The sequence below is a fragment of the Marinomonas pontica genome (assembly GCF_036322735.1).
Taxonomy (GTDB): Bacteria; Pseudomonadota; Gammaproteobacteria; order Pseudomonadales; family Marinomonadaceae; genus Marinomonas; species Marinomonas pontica.
In genome coordinates this window covers 3415060-3439403 of record NZ_AP027271.1, presented here as the reverse complement: position 1 = coordinate 3439403, position 24344 = coordinate 3415060, and the positions used below count along the sequence as shown (strand labels likewise).

Sequence of the window (24344 nt, the reverse complement as noted above, 5' to 3'; positions counted from 1 at the left end):
GAAAGGCCAATGACTACCAAGTTAATCCGTAATAGCACGGCTGAGTTTTTGATTTTTACTGGACAATCTGGTGAGAAGAGCATCGAGGCCCGTTATGAAGAAGACACTATTTGGCTTTCTCAAAAGCTGATCGCTGAGTTGTTCGACGTTGATGTGCGAACGGTCAGTGAACACTTAAAAAATATCTACTCACTAAGAGAGCTTGATCAAGAGGCAACCATCCGGAAATTCCGGATAGTTCAAGTTGAGGGCAGCCGTGAGGTAAATCGAAATATAGATTTTTACAATCTAGACGCCATTATCTCTGTCGGTTATCGCGTGAATTCTGTGCGAGCGACTCAGTTTCGTCAGTGGGCGACTCAGGTGTTGCGAGAGTTTTCTATCAAGGGTTATGTGATCGATAAAGAGCGCATGGAGAACGGAAGCTTTCTGGGTGAAGATTACTTTGAGCGCTTGCTGGAAGAAATTCGTGAAATTCGCCTTTCTGAACGACGTTTTTATCAGAAGATCACCGATATTTACGCAACCAGTGTTGATTACAATAAAAATGCGCCAACGACTCAATCCTTTTTTGCGACAGTGCAAAACAAACTGTATTTTGCGATTCATGGACAGACTGCCGCCGAGTTGATCAAAGCGAGAGCCGATAGCAATAAGCCAAATATGGGACTGACTCATTGGGCGAAAGGGCCAGAAGGAAAGGTGTTAAAAACCGATGTGGGCGTAGCTAAAAATTATCTCAGTCAGGATGAGCTTCAGTCGTTAGGGTTAATCGTCAACGCGTATCTTGATTTAGCGGAAAGTCGTGCAAGGCGTAATATCCCCATGACGATGGAAGATTGGTCGAAGCGGTTGGATATGTTCTTAGAGTTTGACGATAGAGATATTTTGACTAATGCCGGATCAATCAGCGCAAAAATCGCCAAAGACTTTGCAGAATCAGAATTTGAGAAGTATCGAGTCGTACAGGATCGGTTATTTGAAAGTGACTTCGATAAAATGGTCAAAAAGGTTGAGAGTGAAGGATCGGGGGATAAGTAAAAAATGACACCTAAGCCTAGATATGAAAAAACCGACCAGAAAGTGAAGTGACCCCATAAAGTTGGACTCATTTCTAAGCAGCTAGCAAGGCCTGATTTCGATATTCAATCGGACTCAGGCCTTTTAGTTTCTGTTTAATTCGCTCGTTGTTATAGTAATCGATGTATTCTTTGATTTTCTCAATAAGATCATCGGCATTTCTAAACACGTTATTGTGGAACATTTCTGTCTTCAGTATGCCGAAAAAGCTCTCTGCAACGGCATTATCCAAACAGTTTCCTTTGCGTGACATACTTTGTATTAATCCCTTTTCTCTAAGCTGGTTTTGATACTGTCGATTCTGATATTGCCAACCTTGATCTGAGTGAACAATGGGCTTCTCATGCGATTTTAATTTATCTGTCGCGCTCTTCAACATATCTGTGACTAAGGAGAGCTTCACCGATTGACGTACTTCATAGCTCACTACTTCTCGGTTAAAAAGATCAATAATAGGAGACAGGTAAACCTTCTTGTCTCCCACTTTAAATTCAGTGACATCCGTTACCCATTTCTGGTTAGGCCTATTTGCCACAAATTCTCTATTAACGAGATTTGGAGCTATTCTTCCTACATGCCCTTTATAAGATCTATATCGCTTCGGTCGAACTTTTGATTTGAGCCCTAGTTCATTCATAAGGCGTTGAACTCGCTTATGGTTAATAAGAGTACCTGCTGAACGTAATGCCAGTGTGATTCTACGGTATCCATATCGACCTTTGTGTTGATGGTAAATAGCTTGTATTTGCGCCTTTAGCCCAGCCTCAGGCCCAACAACAGCTAGCATTTTACGATGATAGTAATAAACGCTTCTAGGTAACCCTGTCACTTTAAGCAAACAAGATAAGTTAAATTCTGCCTTGAGCTCATTGACTACTAGAGTCTTTTCTTTGCTTTTTTCTTTTTGGCTTGAGCCAAGGCTTCTAACTTTTTTAAAACGGCATTCTCAGCACGCAAATACTCTAATTCTTCTCTCAGTTCTTTTTCGGTCATTTGTTCTGAGGGAGTTGGCGTCGTCGAAGTATTGTTCATGTTGGGCATGCCTTTTTTTCGTGAAGTAAGTCGTAGAGTACCTTCACGAGAATAAAGGGATCGCCATTGAAATAAAATACCTGGAGAAGATAAATCAAAGTACGCACAGCAGTAAGCAAGAGACCATTTATTTGCTTGCATGGACTTCACTGCGTTTAACTTGAAGTGAGATGAATAAGGATGGCCTTCATGACGAAAACTTTCAACGCCATGTATTTGAAAAACTAATGACCAGTAACGGATTTGTCCTGATGACACTCCGAATTTACGACCGAGTTCTCTTGAACTTTCATATTGAGCAAGTGTGGCTAATTTTAACTTAAACGCTCTGTTGTATTTAGACATAAAAAGACCCCCAGTAATTGGATAGTCCAACTATTGGGGGTCACTTCAGAAGTCGGTTTTTTCGCCTTAACGGCCAGCGTAACTGAATCGCTGCGTACAAGGCTGAGTTGTAAGTCTTATAATAGTGATCATTTTGGTAACTTTGAATTCGATATAAGCTATTAATTTTATAAAATTTATAATCTTAGACTATATCAAGGCGAATTAATCTATTTTTGCCAGAGTGCTAGAGAAAACGTGGTGTAGGCTTAAGCAAATTATCGGTCTATAAATGATCTATATATTAGTCTTATGGAGCTTTTTATGAATATTCAAACTGTGTCATACCTAAAAGCAAACGCGAATAATCTCTCTTTAGATGATCCTTTGCACGTCACTCAGAACGGTAAAGAGGTGTATGTTGTGCAGGCCTCGCAGGCTTACTATGAGCAGCAAAAAACCATTGCTTTGCTTAAGCTGATCAACCTTTCTGAGCGTAGTTTGAACCAAAAGGGCGAGTTGTCCTTGGACGAAGCATTTGATGTCTAAGTCTTTCCAAGTTGTCGCTACGCCAGTGTTTAAAACGACAATTAAATCTTATTCGATGAAGAGGCGAGCAAGGTTGTACTGATTGCTGTGATGGACAGTCGACAAAGTATTGAACAGCTGCTTTATGAAACCATGCTTGTTCTGTAGATTATGAAAAAGCCCACTTTTACATAGCGTAAAAGTGGGCTTTAAAATACGGTCATGACTTATAAAATCGACTTATTCAGTCGCTTCATGAATCGTTTCTTTCGTGCTGTTGTACGCTTTTGAGGAGTCTTCTTTCACGCCTTCCCAAGTATTTGCGCAGCCAGATAAGGCCAGTGTTACGGCAATGACTAATAATGGAAACTTCATGTTCAAACCTCTTTTTGTTTGGAGTTTTTACACACTACCAAAAAATTTTGTAAGAAATGACTCACTATTTTGATTTAACTTAGGATAAAGGGGTTTACCCATTTTTGTTCTTTCTTTCTGACGAAAAATCTTATGGAAAAATCCTTAAACAGGCCCATGTATTTACACCAAAAGAGATTGACCTATCCTAGCTCTGGCATAGAATGGCGTCAATTTAACCCACTCTTGGGATAATCTAGCATTGAGGTGGCGCATGTCCAGTACACTGTTTGTGCCTGCGAATTCAATTCGTCAGCGTTCAAAAGCGTTTATTGAAAACATCACGGTACAGCGTATCTTGCTGGCATTGATTTTAGTTAATGCGGTGATTCTAGGGTTAGAAACCTCGTCAGATATCATGGCTGCTGTTGGTCCGTTTTTAATCGCCTTGGACAAAGCCATTCTCGCCGTATTTGTGGCTGAGTTGAGTATCCGCTTGTTTGTGCATCGCTTTGCCTTTTTCAAAGACGGTTGGAATGTCTTCGACTTTATTGTCGTGGGGATCGCCTTAGTTCCAGCCAGTGGCCCGTTTGCTGTGCTGCGTGCGCTCAGAGTATTGCGAGTATTACGTGTACTGACCTTTGTGCCATCGATGCGAAAAATAGTCGGTGCCTTGATCAAATCCCTGAACGGTATGTTGTCTATCGCCATGGTGTTGGGGCTGGTGTATTACGTGGCTGCGGTCATGGTGACTAAGCTGTTTGGTGAGGCGTTTCCTGAATGGTTTGGTAGCCTAGGTGCTTCGCTGTATACCTTGTTCCAAGTGATGACCCTAGAAAGCTGGTCAATGGGGATTGCGCGGCCTGTCATGGAAGCTTTTCCTTATGCTTGGGCGTTCTTTGTGCCTTTTATCCTGATCGCCACCTTCACCATGCTGAACCTATTCATCGCCGTCATCGTTAATGCTGTACAAACCATGCATGATGATGAACACAAAGACGAGATAGATGCGGAAAAGGCTACCCAGCAACAGTTACTAGAGCAAATGCAGCAGCTCCAACACGAATTAAAGGCATTACGTCGAGACATTAATAAACCGCAGGAATAAAAGGAGGATTAGATTAAAGCATTTATATTTCTGCAATAGAGTCTTCAAAGTTTCCTAATCTGTGTTCCACGATATGTTTGACGATGTCTATATTAAGCGTTTGATAGTCGTGAACCGCGACATTGCGAAGATCGACCATTTTCTGGAGGTTTAAGGCCAGTGGCGCAGAGATCAAGCCTGCTTTTTTTAGTAGCTCAAAGCTGTCGCGGCAACTCTGTGGAATGCCGGTTTGGTGTTGTTTGTTGATTATATTGGCAGCATCAATGCTGGCTTCGCAGGCGCGCTGTAGATTTAGAATAATGGAATCTTGGCTGGTGTAGTCTGTGTCGAAGCCATTAGCAGATCAACTAAATCTACATCTTGATTGAACTCGATTGCTAACGTTTGTTCTAGATCGAAGCGTGCCACTGAATCCATTTTTTATCCAGTAGCACGGCGATGTCGATATCACTAGAGGGTGTAGCGCTGCCATCGGCTTGTGAACCGAACAAGTAAATCAGCCTGACATCAGGCATCAGCTGCTTTACCGCTTGGGTTAGGTTCGCTTTATCTAGCATGGCGTCATCTCTAGTTTTTTGGGTTACTCAATATTCTGGATCTGCTCATTGAGTAGCGGTCTAGACCCTCAAAAAATCAATAAGTTACCGAAAAGAAACCGTTCAAAAATGCCTGTTTGCCCACCAAACTGCCCACCACTTGCCTATGGCTTTTACTAAATCTTAGTGGTTAGCAATGGAAAAACAGTGTCGTTTTTATGCTGCTGTTAGAGCTAAAACATAGCAGTTTTGAAGGGCTTTATCGAGTAATTTTTTCAACACTTTATTTAATAATGGATACAATAATATCCACTTTCTGTTTTATTTCGCTATAATGGATATGACTGTATCCATTTGGCCTTTGCGGATGAAATTTACCTTACTTGATGATACCGATGTAAGCCACGCCTATGCGGCTTATTTACGTGAGTTACGAAAGCAGGCAAAGCTGTCACGAGCGGCGCTTGCTGAGCGAAGCTGCGTACCTGCGGCCACCATTAAGAAATTTGAGCTGACCGGGCAAATTTCATTTCGCCAATTGCTGTTGCTATGGCAGACCCTTGATTCGCTAGAGAGGCTCTATCAACTCACACAACCTAGCAAAGAACGGGTCACTATGCCCTCTAGTATTGATGAGGTGCTAAAAGATGAGTTTTAAACCCATTCAAAAACTCGCCGTGACTCGCACCTTAAGTTCAGGTGAGCAGGTTGCAGTAGGGGTCTTGGCGCAGAATCGGCAAGGCGTTTTTTTCCAGTATGCAGACAGCTATTTGCAGCAGTTTGGCAACTTATCACCTTTTACCTTGCATGCGAACGCGCAAGTTCAAGTCGCTCCTAAAGCGCCGCACCAAGGTGTACATGGCGTATTTGGAGATTGTTTACCCGATGGCTGGGGCATGCTGTTACAAGATCGTATTTTCCGGCAAAAGGGCATCCTGCCTAATCAATTAACGGCGATGGATAGACTGGCCTTTGTCGGTGATAAAGGCATGGGAGCATTGTCTTTTTCACCGGTGTCTGAGTTTTCAGCCACGACATACGCGGACATTGATTTAGCAACCTTGGGCTTAGAAGCACAAACGCTGTTCGATGCTTCAATGTCAGATTATATGGATGAAAATCACGATGAGTTAGATGGGCATACGCAACAGGTGTTGGCCGCATTAGTCGCCGGTGGTAGTTCGGGTGGAGCAAGGCCCAAGGCGCAGATTTATATGCCTGCAGGGGAAACTCAGCATTGTCGAACCTTTGCTCAGCCTAGAGATGAGGCTTGGCTGATTAAGTTTACCTCGAAAAATCTCGCGCTCGGGCATGAAGAAGGTTTGTGTGAGGCGGTTTATTTACAAATGGCAGAACTTGCTAAGTGTCAACCACCGCTATGGCAACTCATTGAAGCACCACCTACCAGCGGTGCGCCTGCCTGGTTAGCGCTTAAGCGTTTTGATTATGTCACTGAACAGGCCGACTTAGGCAGAAAGCGCAGTGCAGGTCGATTGCATATGCACAGCGCTTGCGGGCTACTGGATGCAGACTTTCGAACGCCAAGTTTAGATTACATTGATTTAATTAAAGCCAGCCGTCAGTTGTGTAAATCGCCAGCGGCTGGACAACTGCAATTTCGCCGTGCCGTTTTTAACCTGCTGTCGTCTAATCAAGACGACCACAGTAAAAACTGGGCGTTTTTGCAAGCGGATGACGGTCAATGGAACCCTGCCCCTTTTTACGATGTTACCTACAGCCCGCATCCATTCAACGAACACGCCACTGCGTTCGGCGGTTATGGCAAAGCGCCATCGCTTAAGGTGATGCAAAAACTTGCTACTAGTGCTGGCTTTGCGAATTGGAATGATGCAAAGCAAGTTATTGAAGAAGTCGCAGAAGCCATCAGCCAATTTACTTATCTTGCACAGCAACAAGGGATCAGTAAAACAACAGTAGCTGGGATTACTAAAACACTGGATCAGCGCAAACTAGAAAACGCAGCGCTTTTTCTATAACAATAAGAAGGGATAACAATGAAGCTCGGCCGAAACGATCCTTGCCATTGTGGTAGTGGTAAAAAATTTAAACATTGTTGTATGAGCAGCGTTTCCAAGCAACATGCCCAAGTTTTCGATGATGTTGAAGCTATGCTGGCCATGAACCCAAATTTGAGCCTTGATGAACTCAACGCAGCTTTGCAACACAAAGTGCAGGATCGAAATAATCAACCTCATCCCGATTTTTGTGGCGTAACGCCAACGCAAATGGCCAATTGGCTTTATGCGCCTTTTGATCAATTACAGTGGGTGACAATCAGCACTCCCGACTCTCTTTCTGCCAGCCCTGTGATGCGTTATCTAGCGCTCATTCTTGATGATGCCATGGCGCAAGAAGGCTCCTTCAAAGCCACAACTAAAGGCAACTTACCGACTAAATTAGTCAAACAGGCCAGTGAGTTATTGCCCGAATTTGCCGTTGCTCAATTCGAACGTAACATTAGTATCAGCGAGTTTGCGGGCAGCAACGAAGACAAGTTTAATGCTTTGCACTACACCCGAGTGCTTGCCGAAATTAGCGGTATTATTTATCGACGTAGCGGCCGCTACCATGTGAAAAAATCAGTGCAAAAGCAGTATCAGGTGTTAGGTATACAAGCATTTTTTAAACCTATGTTAGCAGCCGCCATCAGCAAATATAACTGGGGCTATTTGGACGGTTTTGAGTTTGATGCCGACTTGCGAACCTTTTGGCTGTTTATGCTGTGGCGTATTCAAAGCCACAGTAGTGTAGATCTGCTGGTTGAAGAGGTGAAAGTGGCTTTCCCAGATTTACTACAGGGTTTCCCAGCAGATGATTACTTCTCGCCGGAAAGAAACTTAAGCATACTCATCGAATCACGGTTTATTGAGCGATTTTTACAGTTTTGGGGATTTGTGACCCTTGATCCAAGAAGTTTTTTAAACACGGAATCTGTTGGTAGGACGGTACAGGTACTGCCTTTATTGAAACAAACTTTTCAATTCACCATAAATAAATAGCAAGGTCATCGTGAGCGAATATCAATACTATAAATTTGAGCGTCTGGATGGGTATTTAGATGCTAAAGCACGTCAAGCACTCAGGGCCATTTCAAGCCGTGCCGAGATCAGCGCTACGTCCTTTCAGGTGTATTACACCTACAGTGACTTAAAGGCAGAGCCTTTTGAGCTGATGTTAAAATACTTTGATATCGGTTTTTACTATGCCGATTGGGGCTCAATCGATGCCTACATCAAGCTACCAGCAGGAACGCTTCCAGATGCGTTACTTGGCTTTTCAAGTGATGGACTTCATGTTCACGAAAACGATGAGTGGCAGTTGCTGATTTTTTCCCTTGAGGAGTATGATGAGTATTTTGACGATGAGCATGCTGACGACTTTTTCCAGCATTTAGCCGCTTTACGCGGCGGGTTAATGCAAGGGGATTGGCGCCTTGTGTACTTTATGTGGCTCAAAGCGTTTGATTTTAATGATGGTGTTGAGCGAGTGCCGTTAATTCAATTCGATTTTGAGCACCTCAGTGAAGAGGAGCAGGCGTTTGCTGCGCTGTATGATATTCCCTTAGCATTGGTTAAGGCGCTCGCCATGGTGCTGAGCGAACAACCCAGTCACCAAGCCAAACAAACTCAGCTTACGCTTGATGCGTGGATCCATAATCTCTCGCAAGCAGAGAAAGACACGCTATTACGCACGTTGTTTGAGCAAGGCCAGCTAACCCGTCACCAAGCCTTAGCGCTGACGCGAAAAGAACCTGTCAACACAGACGAGATCTATCAATACTGGTTAACCTCCGCCGTCATTTCTCCTTTCATTGAGCAAGCGCAAAGTCAATTACAGCAAGAGCAAGCCGCAGCACTCGCAAAAAAATTAGCCATCGAAAAAGCAGAAAAAGAAAAAGCGTTGACGGATGTTTACAATCGGCGTGAGCACTACTGGCAGCAAGCACAAGAGCAAGCGGATCGAACTTGCGCCAGTGGTTATGATGCGGCATCACGCTATTTGCATCAGCTTTGTGAGGCCTATCAGTTCAAAGCGGATGAAGCGGTGTTCGAACAACGTTTTAAGCGCTTTGTTGTGGCGAATAATAGCCGTAAAGCACTGTTAAATCGCTTGAGTGATTTGCTTTAAACGATGAGGCGATAGGCTGGCCAAATGACGTTAGCAAAAAACCGATTGAGGGTTGGTTGAAAGGTTGTAAGCCCACCAAAGGTCTACAAATTGTTACCTATGAAGTCACTTTGTGTAGACCTCGGGGTCTAAGCAACGCGCTTTTACCATCTCTGTGGTAAATACTGCGTGAAATACAAAGGCATCACGATATTGGTTTGCTCTAATGCGGATGAGCCTTGTGTACCCGTTAACTTAAAGGTTTTACTTGGAGTACATTTTTCAACGTAGGATGCCAACGATTTTGCTCTTGTACGTTTACCACTTTTGACCTCTACAGGGACGATATCGCCTTCATCGGTCGCCAAAATAAATTCGATTTCGGCGCGGGCGTCATTCCATGAATAGCTTGGGTCAACGCCAATGGCAGTGAGCTCTTGTTGCACAAAGTTTTCAGCCACATAACCTTTGTATTCATAGTTTTGTTGCTTAATTTCTTTATAACTGCTGCCGAGCATATGATTAAGCAGGCCCACATCAAACAGAAACAGTTTCACCATATTTTCTTTTTTATAGGCCGCTAACGGAGATTTCGGCAATCCTTCAATAGGGTAGTTTGGCAAAGCTAAGCGGCAGCAGTTAAGCCAATGGATCGCGGTTTCAAAATCGCTATAACGAGATTTACGCTCATGCACATGCTTAAATTTAAAGCGTTTAACCGACTCATCGCTGACAAGTGATAGCTGGGCTGGAATGCTATTAAATACCGATTCAATCAGTGTGGCGTCGACCTTGCCCGCGTACTTACCAAAATCGCGGCGATAACCTTCCACTAAATCGGCATGAATTTTTGTGACTTTTTCAACACGCTCTAGAATGCTTGAATCCTTATACTGATACCAAGCAGAAACGGCTTCCGGCATACCACCAGTAAAAAAGTAGTCAGTGAGTTTGTCCATCAATTTGGTGTGTACTGCCGGTGTGCTTGCTTGACTATCAAACGCTTTGATCAGCGCTTGCTCGTTGGATGCGTAAATAAATTCTTGGAAGGTCAGTGGTCGTAAATTGTATTGTTCTACCTTGCCCACAGGGAAGGTGTTGAGCAAACCAATATTCGAGCCGCTGGCAGCGACAAAATAGGACGGTGCTTTTTCAGCAAAGTACTTTAGTGAGGTAACGGCACGTTCACATTCGCCAATTTCATCTAATATCAGCAGATCGGTTTCTGGGTTGAACGCTTGGTTGGTTAACAACTCAATGTTCATTACTAGCTCGTCAGGTGACAGAGAGCCATCGAACGCTTCTTTGTAGGCAGGGTTTTCAAGGAAGTCGATACGAAGGATGTTGGCAAAGGTGTTCCCAAATATCTCTTGTAGCAGATAGGTTTTACCTGTTTGTCTTGCACCATCGATCAATAATGGCTTGCGCACCGGTTGATTTTTCCATGCTATTAGGGCGTTTAGTAAGTTGCGCTGCATTGTCATTTCCCGCCAATTAAGACTGTTAACTGCCTGTAGTATAACTCAGTCTACACTTTAACGCGCAGAAAAGTGTGGAATTATACATTTTTATGCGCATAAAAGTGTAATTTGGTTCTTATTGAGTATAAAACAGCCCTTTAATAGCTATCTTTCTTCTCTGAAGCTGACCTTGCTGGCCAAGTTTTAGTCATGTGGATATGGGCTACTGCTGCACTTATTTTTTATTCAGCAATTGGATGTCTTGCAGCTTTCTTCCCAGCTCGTCATCACGGGCAACCTTGGTTAGGTCGTCTAACAAGCCTAGGACTGCCAAAACCTTAACGTAGTGACCAAGTGAAACGGAAGGATCACCTTTTGATATTTTACGTAGTGTTGGCTTAGAAACCCCTGTCCTACTATGCATCATTTCTTGAGTAATGCCGCGTCTCTTCATCGCCAATGTTAAGTTTTCTCCCAAGATGTTTAACATCTTCCTTTGTCTAGGGAATATGACCGCAGTGCGTTTTGATTTTGGCTCGACAGTATCCATAGTGAAACTATATTTTCTTAAATATTAATTTAGTGAAATTATAGTTTCACTTTTATCTTCAAGTTGTAAAGCAATAAATTGCCAATCTCTCGAAGTAAAGTGAGCCAAGATCTGAACTGGTCATGTCGATTTTTTACTGTTTTTTCGACATGTCTTTCTTGTGTGTCGATACACTCGACATATAAACACTCCATCCATACGACTCACCAAAACCGAGTTTTGAGTAGGAAACTTCAAAGCAGTACGCCATCCCTTGGGCTTTTGGGGCAGTTTGGGCAAAGCCTTAGTTCACGCCACTTAGCCACGCACTAACTCTGCCCACAGAGCATTTATTGTTTTGGGCACTATCTACAAACTGGGGCAAGTAGCTACTTGTACCCTCAGAAAGCTGCACGATCTGGGCATTTATCTGCCTACTGCGTCCGTTTAGTACTGGCAAACTCCTAACTGAACTTAACAGATCAGTGAGGAAGCAAACGATGAACCCAACTACACAATCATCCACCACATCAACACACCCAGCGCGTCAGCAGCGGATTTTGCGCTTGCCCGAGGTAAAGGCCAAAACAGGCTTTGGCCGCAGCACCATTTATGCCTTGATGGCCAACGGTGAATTTCCCCGTTCCATTCGTATTGGCGCGCGTGCGGTGGGCTGGTTAGAAAGCGATATCGACCAGTGGATTGAAACCCGCCGTATCGGTGCTGCTTATGGCCGCGGATAAACCATCAGCATCAACCCCGTTACCTGCAAGTGAGATGAATAACAACATGCCAACATTACCGGCTGGTTTTGCCTATAACGCGCAAAACTGGCTGGTGATGCAACCAGCAGGGCAAGATAGCCCAGTTAAAATCTGCTCTTGGCTGCAAGTGGCCGCCCGCACCCGCGATCCGCAAGGGGAGAACTACGGCTATTTATTGCACTGGTTAGACGATGACAATCGCCATCGCTATTGGGCCATGCCCGCAGAACTCTTAGCCGGAGACGGCAGCGAGTACCGCCGGATATTACTCAGCCGAGGCATGCGCCTAAGCAACAGCGTCAAAGCGCGGCAGTTGCTCTCGCTGTTTATTCAACAAATGGGCGAACTGGCCACGCAAAAGGCCATTAGCGTGAACTGCATTGGCTGGCATCATCACGCTTATGTGCATCCGCGCCTCACCTTTTACCCAAGCGAACACAGCAATAACCCGCGCATGGTGCTGCAAACCATGCACCCGATAGAAGGCTTTATTCAACAAGGCAGTAGCGACAGTTGGCGGCAGCACGTTGGCTGTTATTGTCTGGATAACCCGCTATTAATTGTTGGCGTTTGTGCTGCACTGGCTGCACCTTTGTTGCACTTGTGTGGGGTGGATGGTTTTGGTTTACACCTCTATGGTGCCAGCAGTACTGGTAAAACCGCAGCGTTGTATCCGGCATTATCGGTGTGGGGCGAGCCTAATCAGCTGCGCCACAGTTGGCGCGCCACGGCCAACGGTTTAGAAGGCACAGCGTTAGCGCATAACGATGCTTTGCTGGCGCTCGATGAAATGGGCGAAGTTGACCCAAAAGAGGCAGGCGATGTCGCTTATATGCTTGCCAATGGCCAAGGTAAAACCCGTGCAGGCAAATACGGTGAAATGCGCTTACCCGCGCGTTGGCGTTTGGTGTTTTTATCTACTGGTGAAGTGACGCTCGAAAGCCATCTTGCCAGTATCGGCAAGCGTGTAAAAGCAGGGCAGCAAGTGCGCGTGATTGATCTCAGTGCCGATGCTGGAGCGCAAATGGGCGTGTTTAACCATAGTCATGGTATGAACGCCGCCGATTTAGCCGATCACCTAAAACAGCAAAGTCGCCAACATTACGGCAGTTTGGCCTTGGACTGGTTACGGTATTTAACGCAGCACAGTGCGCAGGTGCGACCCGTTTTCCAAAACGTACGCCAACGCTTTTTAACCAGCTTGCCACCTGAAGCAGACGGCCAAGTGCGCCGAGTTGCCGAAAAATTTGCCTTACTGGCCAGCGCAAGCCTGTTAGCCATTCAAGCCAAAGTACTCGATTGGCCAGCTCAAAGTGTCGAAGCAGCCTGTTTAAGCCAGCTTAACCAATGGATACTCGCCCGCGGTGGTGTGGCTGCTAATGAAGACCAACAAGCCATTCGCCAGGTGCGCAGCTTTATTGAGCAGCATGGCGAAAGCCGCTTTACACCTAAACAAATCGGTTACAGCAGTCAAGTACGCCAGCGTGCAGGTTGGCTTGATACTACTGGCCCACAAACCCTCTACCTGTTTTACCCAACTGGCTGGCGTGAAGCCACCGAAGGCCTCAGCCCAGATCGCGCCGCTAAAGCACTGATGGCCTCAGGCTACCTAATCCCCGATGGCAACCGCCCACAGCGCAAAGTCAGCCTGCCCGACAACACCCGCCCACGTATGTACTGCGTGAAAGGCAGCATCTTGGATGACTAAAAAGGCGATGAATCCTGTGAGGGCTTGTCGCCTTGCCGTGCACCGCCAGTCAACCCAAGAGCTGGGCGAGGTATAAAGTCTGAGGCGGACAATACCGCTAGTGTACTGGTTGTGTACCTAAAATTGATGAGGATTAAAGCCAAGGAGCTCCGGTAAGTGCCGAATAAGATTGATTCATGTACTTATTTGTACTATTTTGACACTCGCATTAGATAATTGACGCACTTTTCAAAGTGACCGAGTGAAAATGACTGATACCGTTCTGACAATTAAAGAAGTAGCTGAGTATTTAAAGGTAAACGAGAGAACTGTTTACCGGCTAGCAGCAGCACATAAAATTCCTGCTTTTAAAGTTGGAAATGCCTGGCGCTTTAAACAATCCGACCTCGAAGAATGGATCAGTACGCAAGCAGCTCAAGGAAAAGGGGTGTTGGATGGTAATAACTGATTATCAAGCAAAATACTTTGCGCAGGAATTAACCATTCGTCATGCTGAAAATGGCGTCGATAAACTGTCTCAATCCCTTTTTGATGCCAGTGTTGATCTTAATCCGCACCAAATTCATGCGGCACTTTTTGCTTTGAATAATCCTCTTAGTAAAGGTGTTGTTCTAGCCGATGAAGTGGGCTTAGGGAAAACCATTGAAGCAGGCTTAGTGCTGTCACAATATTGGGCAGAGCGTAAACGTCGCATATTAATTGTCTGCCCAGCGTCATTGAGACGCCAGTGGGCGCAGGAATTGGGCGATAAGTTTAACTTGCCAACGCAAGTGCTTGATGCAAAAACGTGGCGCAATAGTGTTAACAATGGTCAAACTAACCCGCTAGCTAATCACTGCGTTTCTATTATGTCTTATCACTATGCTGCCCGAATGGAAACGCAGCTAATGCTAGAACCGTGGGATATTGTAGTCATCGACGAAGCGCACAAACTACGCAATGCGCATCGTAGCAGCAATAAAATGGGGCAAACGCTACGCCGAGCATTAGATGGCAGTAAAAAGCTATTACTTACCGCCACACCTTTACAAAACTCGCTCATGGAATTGTATGGGCTTTCAACCATCATCGACGATCAAATCTTCGGCGATGAGCGAAGCTTCAAACAACACTTTGTCAATAACGAAAATGCACTAGGGCATTTAAAGAAACGACTTACCGGGTTTATTCAGCGTACCTTGCGAAAAGATGTACTCGAATATGTCCCCTATACCCAACGTCAAACACTCACCGTACCTTTTACACCCTCTAGTGCTGAAATGGCGCTTTACGAAGGTATTAGTGCCTTATTAGAAAAGGACGAGAGCTATGCTCTACCAAAGAGCCAACGTCATTTAACCGGCCTTATACTAAGAAAGCTATTAGCATCTAGTTCGCACGCAGTGCTTAACACACTCGAAACCATAAAGCGCCGATTGGTTGACTTGAAAGTACAGGCTAAATCGGATCTCGATATTATCAGTGAGCTTGTTGAAAGTGATGATTTAGGAGAAGAGTACAGCGAGTATGTTGAAGAAACACAAAGCAATACCCCTGAGAGTGATATTGACTTTGAGTTACTCAATGCTGAAATAGCCGAGCTTGGGCATTATATCGAGCAAGCTAAATCCATTACCACCGACAGTAAAACCCAAGCCTTGCTAACAGCGCTTAATCAGGGTTTTTCCAAAATGGAGGAGATGGGTGCGCCACGCAAAGTCATTATTTTTACTGAATCGAAACGCACGCAAGAATACCTAGCTCGCTTCCTCGAAGCGAATGGCTTTGCTGATAAATTAGTCACCTTTAGTGGCAGCAATAACCATCCAGAAGCAACCAAAGTTTATCAGCAGTGGTTAGCTGAAAACCAAGGTAGCGATAAAGTCAGTGGTTCACCGCAAATTGACCGCCGTACCGCCCTAATTGATTACTTCCGCCATCATGCCGAAGTTATGATCGCAACCGAAGCGGCTGCAGAAGGGGTTAACTTACAGTTCTGTTCGTTACTGATTAACTATGACTTACCATGGAACCCACAACGGGTAGAGCAACGTATTGGCCGTTGTCACCGCTATGGACAGCAATTTGATGTTGTGGTGATTAACTTCCTCAACGAAGCCAACAAAGCCGATCAGCGCGTTTTAGAGTTACTGACCGAAAAATTCCATCTGTTCGATGGCGTGTTTGGTGCATCGGACGATGTGCTAGGCAGTATCGAATCTGGTATTGATTTTGAAAAACGCATCCAAAATATATACGAGACTTGTCGACAACCGGCAGAAATAGAAGCAGCGTTTGATCAACTGCAAAAAGAACTAGAAGCCGACATTAACCAAAAAATGCGTGAGACCCAGCAGCTCCTGTTGGAAAACTTCGATGAAGATATTCACGATTTACTCAAAATTCAGCTTGATGCCGCGCAGCAACGCCTCGATAAAGTAGGCCGTTGGTTCTGGCAACTCAGTACGCATGAGCTTGCTGCTATCGCAGATATCGACCCAGGCAATCATAGTTTTACGCTTAATCAGAGCATCAATCAGGCTCCTGCGGGTATCTACCAACTTGTACGCCGAGGACAGCAAAGCGGCAGTATTGAAACTGGTAAACTAGCCAATGCCCATGTATATCGTATCACCCACCCGCTGGGTGAATGGGTGATCGGCAATGCGCTTCAACGTGAATTACCTATTGCCAGCGTAATTTTTGATTACAGCAACCACCAAACAAAAATCAGTATGCTAGAACCCTTAGTGGGTTCGTCAGGTGTACTAAGCCTGCAAAAATTCAGTGTCGAATCATTAGAGCGTAGCGAGGACCATTTACTGTTCGCCGCGCAAGACGAACATGGCAACTTGCTACCAAGCGAAGTCGTGCAAAAACTGATGCAGCTCAGTGCCTGTGTGCAAAGTGAAGTCAGTGAACAAGAACTTGCCGCCTTATATCCTGGCCATCAAAATGCGCTGCAGCAAGCGTTACAGCAGTCGAGACTTAGCATCGAAAAGCAAGTTAACGATCGCAATCTCAGCTTCTTCGAACAAGAGGTGAACAAGTTAGACTCATGGGCAGACGATTTAAAAGAAGGGCTTGAACAATCTATAAAAGAGCTTGATAAGCAAATCAAGCAAGTACGTCGCGAAGCCAAAATAGCCCCAACCCTAGAAGAGAAACTTGCTCTGCAAAAACAGCAGCGCCAGTTAGAAAGTCAGCGCAATAAAAGCCGCCGAGAACTGTTTGATAAACAAGATGAAGTGGACGAAAAGCGCGAACAGTTAATCGAAAGCCTAGAAGGAAAACTGAATAAAAAAACCAACCAAGAGACCCTATTTACCATTGGGTGGACGGTTCAATGATGACAATCAATTTCAACGCCAGCATTGACTTTTTTCAGTTTGGGGCTATGATCACTGCAACAACACCCCTCCCGCTACCCGTCAGATCAGCGCCCTGTGAGGGGTTACTCGTTTCTGGGGCCCGCAAAATTCGATCTTCTGTTGCATGGGAGGTCAAATGAGCCGCAAACCAGTCCCTAAAGTCGCTTTTACCAAGCCCCCTACAAGCTTTAGCGATCAAGTACGCTTGTTGCAACAACGTGGCCTAGTGATCAGTGATGTCCCCAAAGCCGAGTTTTATCTGGCACAGCTCAATTACTATCGGTTTGCGGCTTATTGTTTGCCTTATGAGCAAGATCACGCCAACCATACGTTTATCGCAGGCACCCAGTTTGAACAAATCCTAAACCTATATGTGTTCGACCGTGAGCTACGTTTGTTGGTGCTAGATGCCATAGAACGTTTTGAGGTGTCATTGCGCACACAAATTGCGTATCAGTTGAGCCAAAAATACCAAACGGCGCACCCTCATTTAAAACCAGAGCTTTTTGGTGACTTATTAGAATACGCCAGCAGCCTTGGCAAACTCACGGGTGAGGTAAAGCGCAGTCGCGAAGAGTTTATTAAACACCTTACGCAAAAATACCAAGAGCCACTACCGCCTATTTGGGCCTGTGTTGAGCTGTTAACCATGGGGCAACTTTCCCGTTGGTACAGCAATATCAAGCTGCGTGCTGACCGCCAAGTAATAAGTAAAAGCTACGGCCTAGATGAAAAAACCCTTACCTCATTCTGTGAACATTTGTCGCTAGTGCGTAATTTAAGTGCCCACCATTCTAGGCTGTGGAATCGTGATTTTATTAAAACCACGGTACTGCCACGCCATGGTGAACTGGCACTGATTCAAAGCTTGCAAAACCTGCCCGATAGCGACCGGCGTTTGCGAAAAATTTATAACACCTTGGTAATGTTGGGTTACCTCATGGATGTGATCAGTGGTGAACACCACTGGAAGCAACGACTCATCCAATTGATTAACCATCACCAAATAGACATTGACCGCATGGGCTTTCCAGCCGACTGGCGAGCGCGGCAAATTTGGCAATAAAAATAAGGACAACTCACTTGGCAGCATTACAACCACAATTTCTTGCACCCCTAAAAGAACTGCTTCAGCAGCGTTTTGTTCCGCATTTACCGCCATTGCTTGGGCAAGGCGGACGAGAAGACTTACCTGAAAAACAAATTGCACGTGCGTTCAGCGCTTATGTACTGCAAACACGTTTTGGCATTGATGCAAAGTTAGCTGCGCAATCCGTGTTAGACGACTACAACGATCAAGGCATAGACGCGATTTACTTTGAAGAAGGCTCACGAACTTTATTTATCGTGCAATCAAAGTTTAAATCACGTGAGCAATTTCTCCTGCCTGAAGCGCAGTCCCTGACGACAGGGGTTGAGTTATTATTAGATAAGAACTTTCAAGCCTTTAACCAAAACTTCAATAATCGCCGTGACTATATAGAAAACGCGCTAGATGAGTGCGATAGCATACAAGTGCTGATTGCATACACTGGGAGTGGTATAGCGGGCACAGCAAACAATGAAATGCAACGCAAGCTTGCTGCATTAGTTGAGCGCGGTGAAGCGCAATTACAAGTGCAGGTTGATGAGTTTTCCGCACAGGATGTTGAAGAAGCTTTGCGTGCAGAGCAAGCTATCTCTGCAGTAAATGAAAAAGTAGCTGTTTATAAATGCACAACGACCAACGAGCCTCGAAATGCTGTGTTTGGTGTAGCCAAAGTGAATGATCTAGTCAGTTTACACAATAAGCATGGCAAAGCACTTTACGAGAAAAATATTCGCTATTTCATTGGTGCTGGGCGTCGTGGGGTCAACAGCGCTATCAAGCAAACACTACTGGCTAACCCACAAGATTTTTTCTTTTTAAACAATGGCATCACAATGGTGGGAAACCATGTAGAACCCAAGCGCCTGCAGAACAAAGGTGGCCCACGAAACATTCAGATACTAGGCCTATCTGTCGTTAACGGAGCACAAACCATCGCCAGTGCTGCGCAGTTTATGCGTGAAAATCCAGAGGCTGATATTAGCCAAGCCCAAGTGATGGTAACCATTATTAACACGGGTAACGATGCATTTCACAAACAAGTAACCAAAGCGCGTAACCTACAAAACCCGGTTGATTTAGCCAACTTTGCAGCGCTGGACGATACCCAAGAACGTTTACGCCAAGAGATGAAAATGTTCGGTGTCGAATACCTCTATCGCCCACAACAAAGCGCAGCAGTGGGTATTCGCAGCATCACTATCGACACCTTGGCAAAAGCATTGGCTTGTATGCAAGGTGATGTACGTGTGCCTTATCAGTTAAAGGCAGAGCCAAGCAGATTTACTAACCAAGAAAGTGCCGAGTACCAAGCCATTTTTAGTGCAGATTTGCAAGGCGCTGTCGCCATTAACGCGGTGAATTGCTACTTGGCGATACAAGGCTTATGCACTGCCGCGGAGCGCAGTAACCCAAGCCCAGAAAAATTGGTCTATCGCCATTTTACCTACTGCATAACTACGCTAGTAATGGCGCAGTTTAAAAGCGCTATTACTGCCCCAGAAATTACCGAGCCAGCTGAATTTGAACGCTTAATCAGCCGTACCTTTGATGAGCTTCGACAGCAATTTTTTGATAGTTTTACGACATTAGCATTAGGCAGTGCACCACACGCGTACTTCAAACGCTTAGGCGATACCGCACGTTTAATGCAAACGGTGTGGATCAGCTATTTAAACTTGGCAGAAAGCCCGGCAGTGTTAGCAAAACAAGAACGCCTTCAAGCGAATGACCCACACAACCAGAATTTATTCAGTTACTTAGCCGAGCAAGCGCAGCGCCAGCAAAGGCAAAACGCTCAAGCGAGTAATCGCCAAGTACAGCCAGCGTAGCGATTGCGCTGGAATAAAAACGCTAAGTAACGAACACAAAATAAGAGCATAGAACACATGAGCAAAACCAAATTAGAACTGACCTGGATAGGCAAAAACGAGCGCAAAAAGTTAGAGCCGCGCATTTTATTAGAAGACCCAAGCAAGTCTTATCACGCCAGCCAAAAAGTCACCGGCAACGATATTTTTGATAACAAGCTGATTTTTGGCGACAACCTCTTGGCGTTAAAAGCGTTAGAGCAAGAGTATGCTGGTCAGGTAAAGTGTATTTATATAGACCCTCCGTATAATACTGGCGCAGCGTTCGAGCATTATGATGATGGATTAGAGCACTCAACGTGGTTGTCTTTGATGAAAGACAGGATGCTAATACTAAGATCTCTTTTGCATAAAGAGGGAGTTATTTTCGTTCAAATAGATGATAAAGAAATGGCTTATCTTCGTATTTTAATGGACGAAGTATTTGAAAGAAGAAACTTCCTTAATATGATGGTAGTTAAAACATCAGACCCATCTGGCCACAAAACTGTTAACCCTTCTCCATATTCTCAAACCGAATATATTCTTATGTACTGCCGAGATAGGCAGAGTTATCAATACGAGCAACAATATATAAAAGCTGAATACGACGCATCTTATGGTAAATATATCAAAAATATTGAAGAGAATTATTCTGATTGGGAAAGCTGCTCTCTAGTCGAGATAGTTGCCCAAAATCATGGATATGAGGATGCCAGAGCAGCAAGAAAGGCCATAGGTAAGCTGGATTTTGAAGTATTGGTCGCTGAATTTGCAAACAAAAACTCGGATTCAGTCTACCAAGCAACTGCTATAAGTAATGCTGCGGGAAGAGCAATAGTTGAAATGCGGGATGAGTCTAAGTCTAATCCTGGAGTTGTATATAAATTTCCCCGAGATGACTACGATGATGTTTATATTCTGAACGGACGCCAGATCTATTTTTACTCAAACAAAATGAAGGAAGTTGAAGGTGAGCTTGTCCCTGCGAAGCCTCTAACAAATTTATGGCTAGATATTCCATGGAATGGTATTGCGAGAGAAGGTGACGTAACGTTTAAAAATGGAAAAAAGCCAGAGAAGCTTATTAAGCGCTGTATTGAGATGACAACAAAGCCAGGGGATATTGTACTGGACTCCTTCGCTGGTTCAGGCACAACTGGTGCCGTTGCCCATAAAATGGGTCGCCGTTGGATTATGGTTGAGTTAGGTGATCATTGCCATACCCATATTATCCCGCGCTTACAAAAAGTGATTGATGGTGACGATCAAGGTGGTATTTCTAAAGCTGTAAACTGGCAAGGTGGTGGCGGTTTCCGTTATTACAAACTTGCGCCGTCTTTAATTGTGAAAGACAAATTTGGTTTAGAAGTGATCAATAAAGAGTACAACCCGGAAATGCTCGCCGAAGCGGTTTGCAAGCTGGAAGGATTTACCTATGCGCCTTCAGAAGTGGATTGGTGGGATCATGGTTACTCAACCGAGACCGATCATATTTATGTCACCACACAAAGCTTATCGGTAGATAAATTAGAAGCACTTTCTGAGGAAGTGGGCAGTGACCGAACTTTATTGGTGATGTGTGGCGCATTTCGCTGCGAAGCAGGCCGCTTTGCCAATTTAACCTTGAAAAAACTGCCAAAAGCCATTTTAGATAAGTGCCAATTTGGTCAGGACGATTATTCGTTAAACGTGGCTAATTTAACAGACGATGTGTCTGTCGATGACGATGCAGTGCAAAATTAACGGTTAACAAGGATAATTATAATGACCATGGATTTATCAAGCTTAAAACCTGACCAATTACGCGCCATCAACAATGTTATTGGCCGTTTAAGTTTACGCCAGCCGCAGCAAGACTCGCTACGTGCGTTGGCGGTGGCGATTAGTACTTCTGAACACAAATTACTGAACCCAAAACGCGATGTGCCAGAATTATTAGAAACATTAAAAGCGCAGTTTCCTAAACTCAGTGATTTTGAACGCGACTTTCCCTCACTGTGTTTTGCCTTGGCAACGGGTGTAGGTAAAACCCGTTTGATGGGGGCGTTTATTACCTATTTGTATCAGGTACATGGCATTCGCAATTATTTTGTGTTGGCCCCTAACCTGACCATTTATGAAAAGCTGATCAGCGATTTTTCGCCCGCTTCGCCTAAATACGTATTTAAAGGCATTACCGATTTTGTGCTGGCACCACCAGAAGTGATCACCGGTGACAACTATGAAAGCCGTGGCGCTCAGGTACAAAATGACCTATTTGGTTCGGTACGAATTAATGTGTTTAACATTGCTAAAATTAATACCGAGGTGCGCGGCGGCAAGGCACCGCGTATTAAACGCTTGGCCGAAACCCTAGGCGAGAGCTACTTTGAGTACTTATCGAACTTACCTGACTTAGTACTGTTAATGGACGAATCGCACCGTTATCGTGCCGATGCCGGTATGCGTGCGCTTAACGAGCTTAATCCGTTATTCGCATTAGAACTTACAGCAACACCATTTACAGAATCAAGCCGCGGCCCAGTGCACTTTAAAAATGTGGTAATTGACTACCCACTAGCCTGTGCCATGGATGATGGTTTTGTAAAAGAGCCTGCTGTCGTTACGCAGCGTAACTTTGATGCCAGCCAATATGATAAAGACGAACTAGAAACCATTAAGTTAATGGACGGTATTCGCCTGCATGAGCAAACCAAGGTGGATTTAACCACTTATGCACATGAAAACGATGCCAAGTTAGTTAAGCCGTTTATGTTAGTGATTGCCCGTGATACCACCCATGCCGCAGAGCTGCTAACTAAGCTTGAAAGCGTATTTGAAGGGCGCTATCGCGGTAAAGTAATTCAGGTTGATAGCAGCAAAAAAGAAGAAGAAACCATTCAAGCACTGCTTAATGTTGAGCATGTGGATGAACCCACTGAAATTGTTATTCACGTTAATATGCTTAAAGAAGGCTGGGACGTGACTAACCTGTACACTATCGTACCGCTACGTGCCGCCAACGCTAGAACCCTAATTGAACAATCAATTGGCCGTGGTTTACGTTTACCTTATGGCAAACGCACTGGTGTTGAAGCCGTTGATACGCTGAGTATTGTTGCGCACGACAAGTTCCAAGAGATTGTTGATGAGGCTAACGACCCGAATAACCCACTGCGCCTGAAAACACGCGTATTAGATCGCCCAGAAGACGATGTAACCAAACAAAGTGTGCAGGTGAAATCGAACCTAGAGCAGCAACTTACTGGTTCCGGCGTAACCGCAACCGGTGCAGACGGTAACCGTGAGGTGCAAGAAGCTAAAGCTACTTATACCACGCCAAACCAACAAACCGTTGCCCGCGCCGCATTGGATGTGATTAAGCAATATCAAACACGCCCTACCGATGCGCCAACCAGCAAAGCGCTGTTAACGACTGAGGTAAAAGCACAGATCACCGAACAAGTAAAAGCTCAGTTAACCCAAGAGCAACGGGAGCTATTTACTGAAGAATCGGTAGATATTGCGGCGATTGTTGAGCAAGTCACCAAGCTCACGGTGGATAACACCATAGATATTCCGCGTATTATTGTTTCACCATCAGGTGAAGTGCGTACCGGCTATCACCCGTTTGATTTGGACATTGCTGCCATTAAAGGTTTAAAACCAATTGATAGAACGCTTATTCAACAAAGCCTGCAAGACAATCACCAAACCATTCGTGGCGAAGGCGATTCGGGTAACTACGAGCCGGTGAAACAAAACTATATTTTGAAGAAATTGTTCGATTACGACGATATTCCTTACGACGAGCAAGCTGAACTGTTGTTTGATTTAGCTACTCAAGCAGTTAACACACTGGCGGCTGAAAACGAGGAAGAGGTGGTTGAGAACATTCTACAAAACCAAAGTGATGCTATTGCAAAGTTAATCCATGCGCAACTGAACAACCACTTCTTTGAAGAAGCAACTGAGTACGTCGTAGATGTACGCAGTGGCTTTAGCACCTTACGTGACTGCGCTTACACCATAGCGCAAGACCAGCCGGTGCAAAGCTACCGTGATACCGTGCGTGATGTCAGTCGCATCAAGCAAATGCTCTTTGGTGGCTTTAGCCGGTGTTTATACCCGCTGCAAAAGTTTGATTCAGACACTGAGCGCCGCTTTGCTGTGATCTTGGAGCGTGACTGCGAGAAGTGGTTTAAGCCCGCCAAAGGCCAATTCAAGATGTATTACAAACGCGGTAGTGAGCACCCTGAATACGTGCCGGATTTCGTTGCTGAAACCGCTGACTATGTATTGATGATTGAAACTAAAAGTACCCAACATCAAAACCAAGATGGCAGTTGGAATGAGGAAGTCACCGAAAAAGCACGTAGCGGAGTGAAATGGTGCAGTCATGCCAGTGAATACCTTGCGCAACACGGTGGCAAGCCTTGGAAGTACTTACTCATTCCGCATGATTCAGTGAAAGAAGCTAATTCATTAGCTTACTTCACCCAGCAGTTTGCTAAAGCTGAGTAA

Annotated in this window: 20 protein-coding genes and 2 pseudogenes; 15 read left to right on the top strand and 7 right to left on the bottom strand. The window is 44.8% G+C overall.

Going from position 1 to position 24344, the window contains the following annotated elements; translation table 11 throughout:
• The first annotated feature begins 9 nt into the window (after positions 1 to 9).
• Positions 10 to 1041 (top strand): virulence RhuM family protein, encoded by a 1032-nt coding sequence (locus AABA11_RS16195; protein ID WP_338269489.1) that lies wholly within the window; start codon positions 10 to 12, stop codon positions 1039 to 1041.
• A gap of 73 nt (positions 1042 to 1114) precedes the next feature.
• On the opposite strand, the pseudogene AABA11_RS16190 reads toward AABA11_RS16195, so the two are convergent.
• Together AABA11_RS16190 and AABA11_RS16185 are read right to left on the bottom strand one after the other, a co-directional pair.
• Positions 1115 to 1957 (bottom strand): annotated as a pseudogene (locus AABA11_RS16190) (IS3 family transposase); the annotation flags it as partial.
• Complete coding sequence (locus tag AABA11_RS16185) at positions 1957 to 2457, bottom strand: hypothetical protein (RefSeq protein ID WP_338269487.1); 501 nt, start codon at positions 2455 to 2457, stop codon at positions 1957 to 1959. The pseudogene AABA11_RS16190 and the gene AABA11_RS16185, both read right to left, overlap by 1 nt.
• A gap of 303 nt (positions 2458 to 2760) precedes the next feature.
• Here AABA11_RS16185 and AABA11_RS16180 point away from each other — a divergent pair, with 303 nt between their 5' ends.
• Positions 2761 to 2985, top strand: coding sequence for a hypothetical protein (locus tag AABA11_RS16180; RefSeq protein ID WP_338269485.1), 225 nt, complete (start codon positions 2761 to 2763; stop codon positions 2983 to 2985).
• Positions 2986 to 3204: 219 nt separating this feature from the next.
• Here AABA11_RS16180 and AABA11_RS16175 read toward each other — a convergent pair whose 3' ends face one another.
• Complete coding sequence (locus tag AABA11_RS16175) at positions 3205 to 3339, bottom strand: hypothetical protein (protein WP_265727483.1); 135 nt, start codon at positions 3337 to 3339, stop codon at positions 3205 to 3207.
• Between the two features lie 253 nt (positions 3340 to 3592).
• Here AABA11_RS16175 and AABA11_RS16170 point away from each other — a divergent pair, with 253 nt between their 5' ends.
• Positions 3593 to 4426, top strand: a complete 834-nt coding sequence (locus AABA11_RS16170; RefSeq protein ID WP_338269482.1) for an ion transporter — start codon at positions 3593 to 3595, stop codon at positions 4424 to 4426.
• A gap of 22 nt (positions 4427 to 4448) precedes the next feature.
• Here AABA11_RS16170 and hepT read toward each other — a convergent pair.
• Both hepT and AABA11_RS16165 read right to left on the bottom strand, forming a co-directional pair.
• Positions 4449 to 4751, bottom strand: a pseudogene (hepT, locus tag AABA11_RS16700) (type VII toxin-antitoxin system HepT family RNase toxin); the annotation flags it as partial.
• Between the two features lie 64 nt (positions 4752 to 4815).
• Positions 4816 to 4983: a nucleotidyltransferase domain-containing protein gene (locus AABA11_RS16165; RefSeq protein WP_338269480.1), complete on the bottom strand. Its 168-nt coding sequence runs from the start codon at positions 4981 to 4983 to the stop codon at positions 4816 to 4818.
• Between the two features lie 313 nt (positions 4984 to 5296).
• On the opposite strand from AABA11_RS16165, the gene AABA11_RS16160 reads away from it, so the two are divergent.
• From AABA11_RS16160 to AABA11_RS16145, 4 genes are read left to right on the top strand one after another with little or no spacing between them, the layout of a single operon-like run.
• On the top strand, positions 5297 to 5620 hold the full coding sequence (locus AABA11_RS16160; protein WP_001926636.1) for a helix-turn-helix domain-containing protein: 324 nt from the start codon (positions 5297 to 5299) through the stop codon (positions 5618 to 5620).
• Positions 5610 to 6959 carry a type II toxin-antitoxin system HipA family toxin gene (locus AABA11_RS16155; protein ID WP_338269475.1) on the top strand — a complete coding sequence of 450 codons (1350 nt, stop codon included), beginning with the start codon at positions 5610 to 5612 and terminating at the stop codon, positions 6957 to 6959. The genes AABA11_RS16160 and AABA11_RS16155 overlap by 11 nt, the downstream gene beginning before the upstream one ends.
• An 18-nt stretch (positions 6960 to 6977) precedes the next feature.
• Entirely contained in the window at positions 6978 to 7982 is a 1005-nt protein-coding gene (locus AABA11_RS16150) for a YecA family protein (RefSeq protein ID WP_338269473.1), read from the top strand.
• 10 nt (positions 7983 to 7992) lie between these two features.
• Positions 7993 to 9111 (top strand): hypothetical protein, encoded by a 1119-nt coding sequence (locus AABA11_RS16145; RefSeq protein WP_338269471.1) that lies wholly within the window; start codon positions 7993 to 7995, stop codon positions 9109 to 9111.
• Positions 9112 to 9254: 143 nt separating this feature from the next.
• Here the strand turns inward: AABA11_RS16145 and AABA11_RS16140 are convergent, their stop codons facing one another.
• The gene (locus AABA11_RS16140; protein WP_338269703.1) at positions 9255 to 10568 is read right to left on the bottom strand and encodes an ATP-binding protein; all 1314 of its coding nucleotides are present in this window, start codon (positions 10566 to 10568) and stop codon (positions 9255 to 9257) included.
• Positions 10569 to 10785: 217 nt separating this feature from the next.
• Entirely contained in the window at positions 10786 to 11040 is a 255-nt protein-coding gene (locus AABA11_RS16135) for a helix-turn-helix domain-containing protein (RefSeq protein WP_338269469.1), read from the bottom strand.
• A gap of 539 nt (positions 11041 to 11579) precedes the next feature.
• Here AABA11_RS16135 and AABA11_RS16130 point away from each other — a divergent pair.
• The 8 genes from AABA11_RS16130 to AABA11_RS16095 all read left to right on the top strand — a co-directional run bounded on the left by AABA11_RS16130 (position 11580) and on the right by AABA11_RS16095 (position 24344).
• Complete coding sequence (locus AABA11_RS16130; protein ID WP_007146785.1) at positions 11580 to 11822, top strand: helix-turn-helix transcriptional regulator; 243 nt, start codon at positions 11580 to 11582, stop codon at positions 11820 to 11822.
• Entirely contained in the window at positions 11809 to 13551 is a 1743-nt protein-coding gene (locus AABA11_RS16125) for a DUF927 domain-containing protein (RefSeq protein ID WP_338269462.1), read from the top strand. The genes AABA11_RS16130 and AABA11_RS16125 overlap by 14 nt, the downstream gene beginning before the upstream one ends.
• A 247-nt stretch (positions 13552 to 13798) precedes the next feature.
• Positions 13799 to 13999, top strand: a complete 201-nt coding sequence (gene mads1 / locus AABA11_RS16120; protein ID WP_054113027.1) for a methylation-associated defense system helix-turn-helix domain-containing protein MAD1 — start codon at positions 13799 to 13801, stop codon at positions 13997 to 13999.
• Entirely contained in the window at positions 13986 to 16880 is a 2895-nt protein-coding gene (locus AABA11_RS16115; protein ID WP_338269459.1) for an SNF2-related protein, read from the top strand. Before mads1 ends, AABA11_RS16115 begins: the two co-directional genes overlap by 14 nt.
• Positions 16881 to 17037: 157 nt before the next feature.
• Positions 17038 to 17967, top strand: a complete 930-nt coding sequence (locus tag AABA11_RS16110; RefSeq protein WP_338269456.1) for an Abi family protein — start codon at positions 17038 to 17040, stop codon at positions 17965 to 17967.
• 17 nt (positions 17968 to 17984) lie between these two features.
• Positions 17985 to 19820: an AIPR family protein gene (locus tag AABA11_RS16105; protein WP_338269454.1), complete on the top strand. Its 1836-nt coding sequence runs from the start codon at positions 17985 to 17987 to the stop codon at positions 19818 to 19820.
• A 57-nt stretch (positions 19821 to 19877) separates the two neighbouring features.
• On the top strand, positions 19878 to 21584 hold the full coding sequence (locus AABA11_RS16100) for a site-specific DNA-methyltransferase (RefSeq protein WP_338269452.1): 1707 nt from the start codon (positions 19878 to 19880) through the stop codon (positions 21582 to 21584).
• Positions 21585 to 21605: 21 nt separating this feature from the next.
• A complete protein-coding gene (locus AABA11_RS16095) occupies positions 21606 to 24344 on the top strand; it encodes a DEAD/DEAH box helicase (protein WP_338269450.1) in 2739 nt (912 codons plus the stop codon).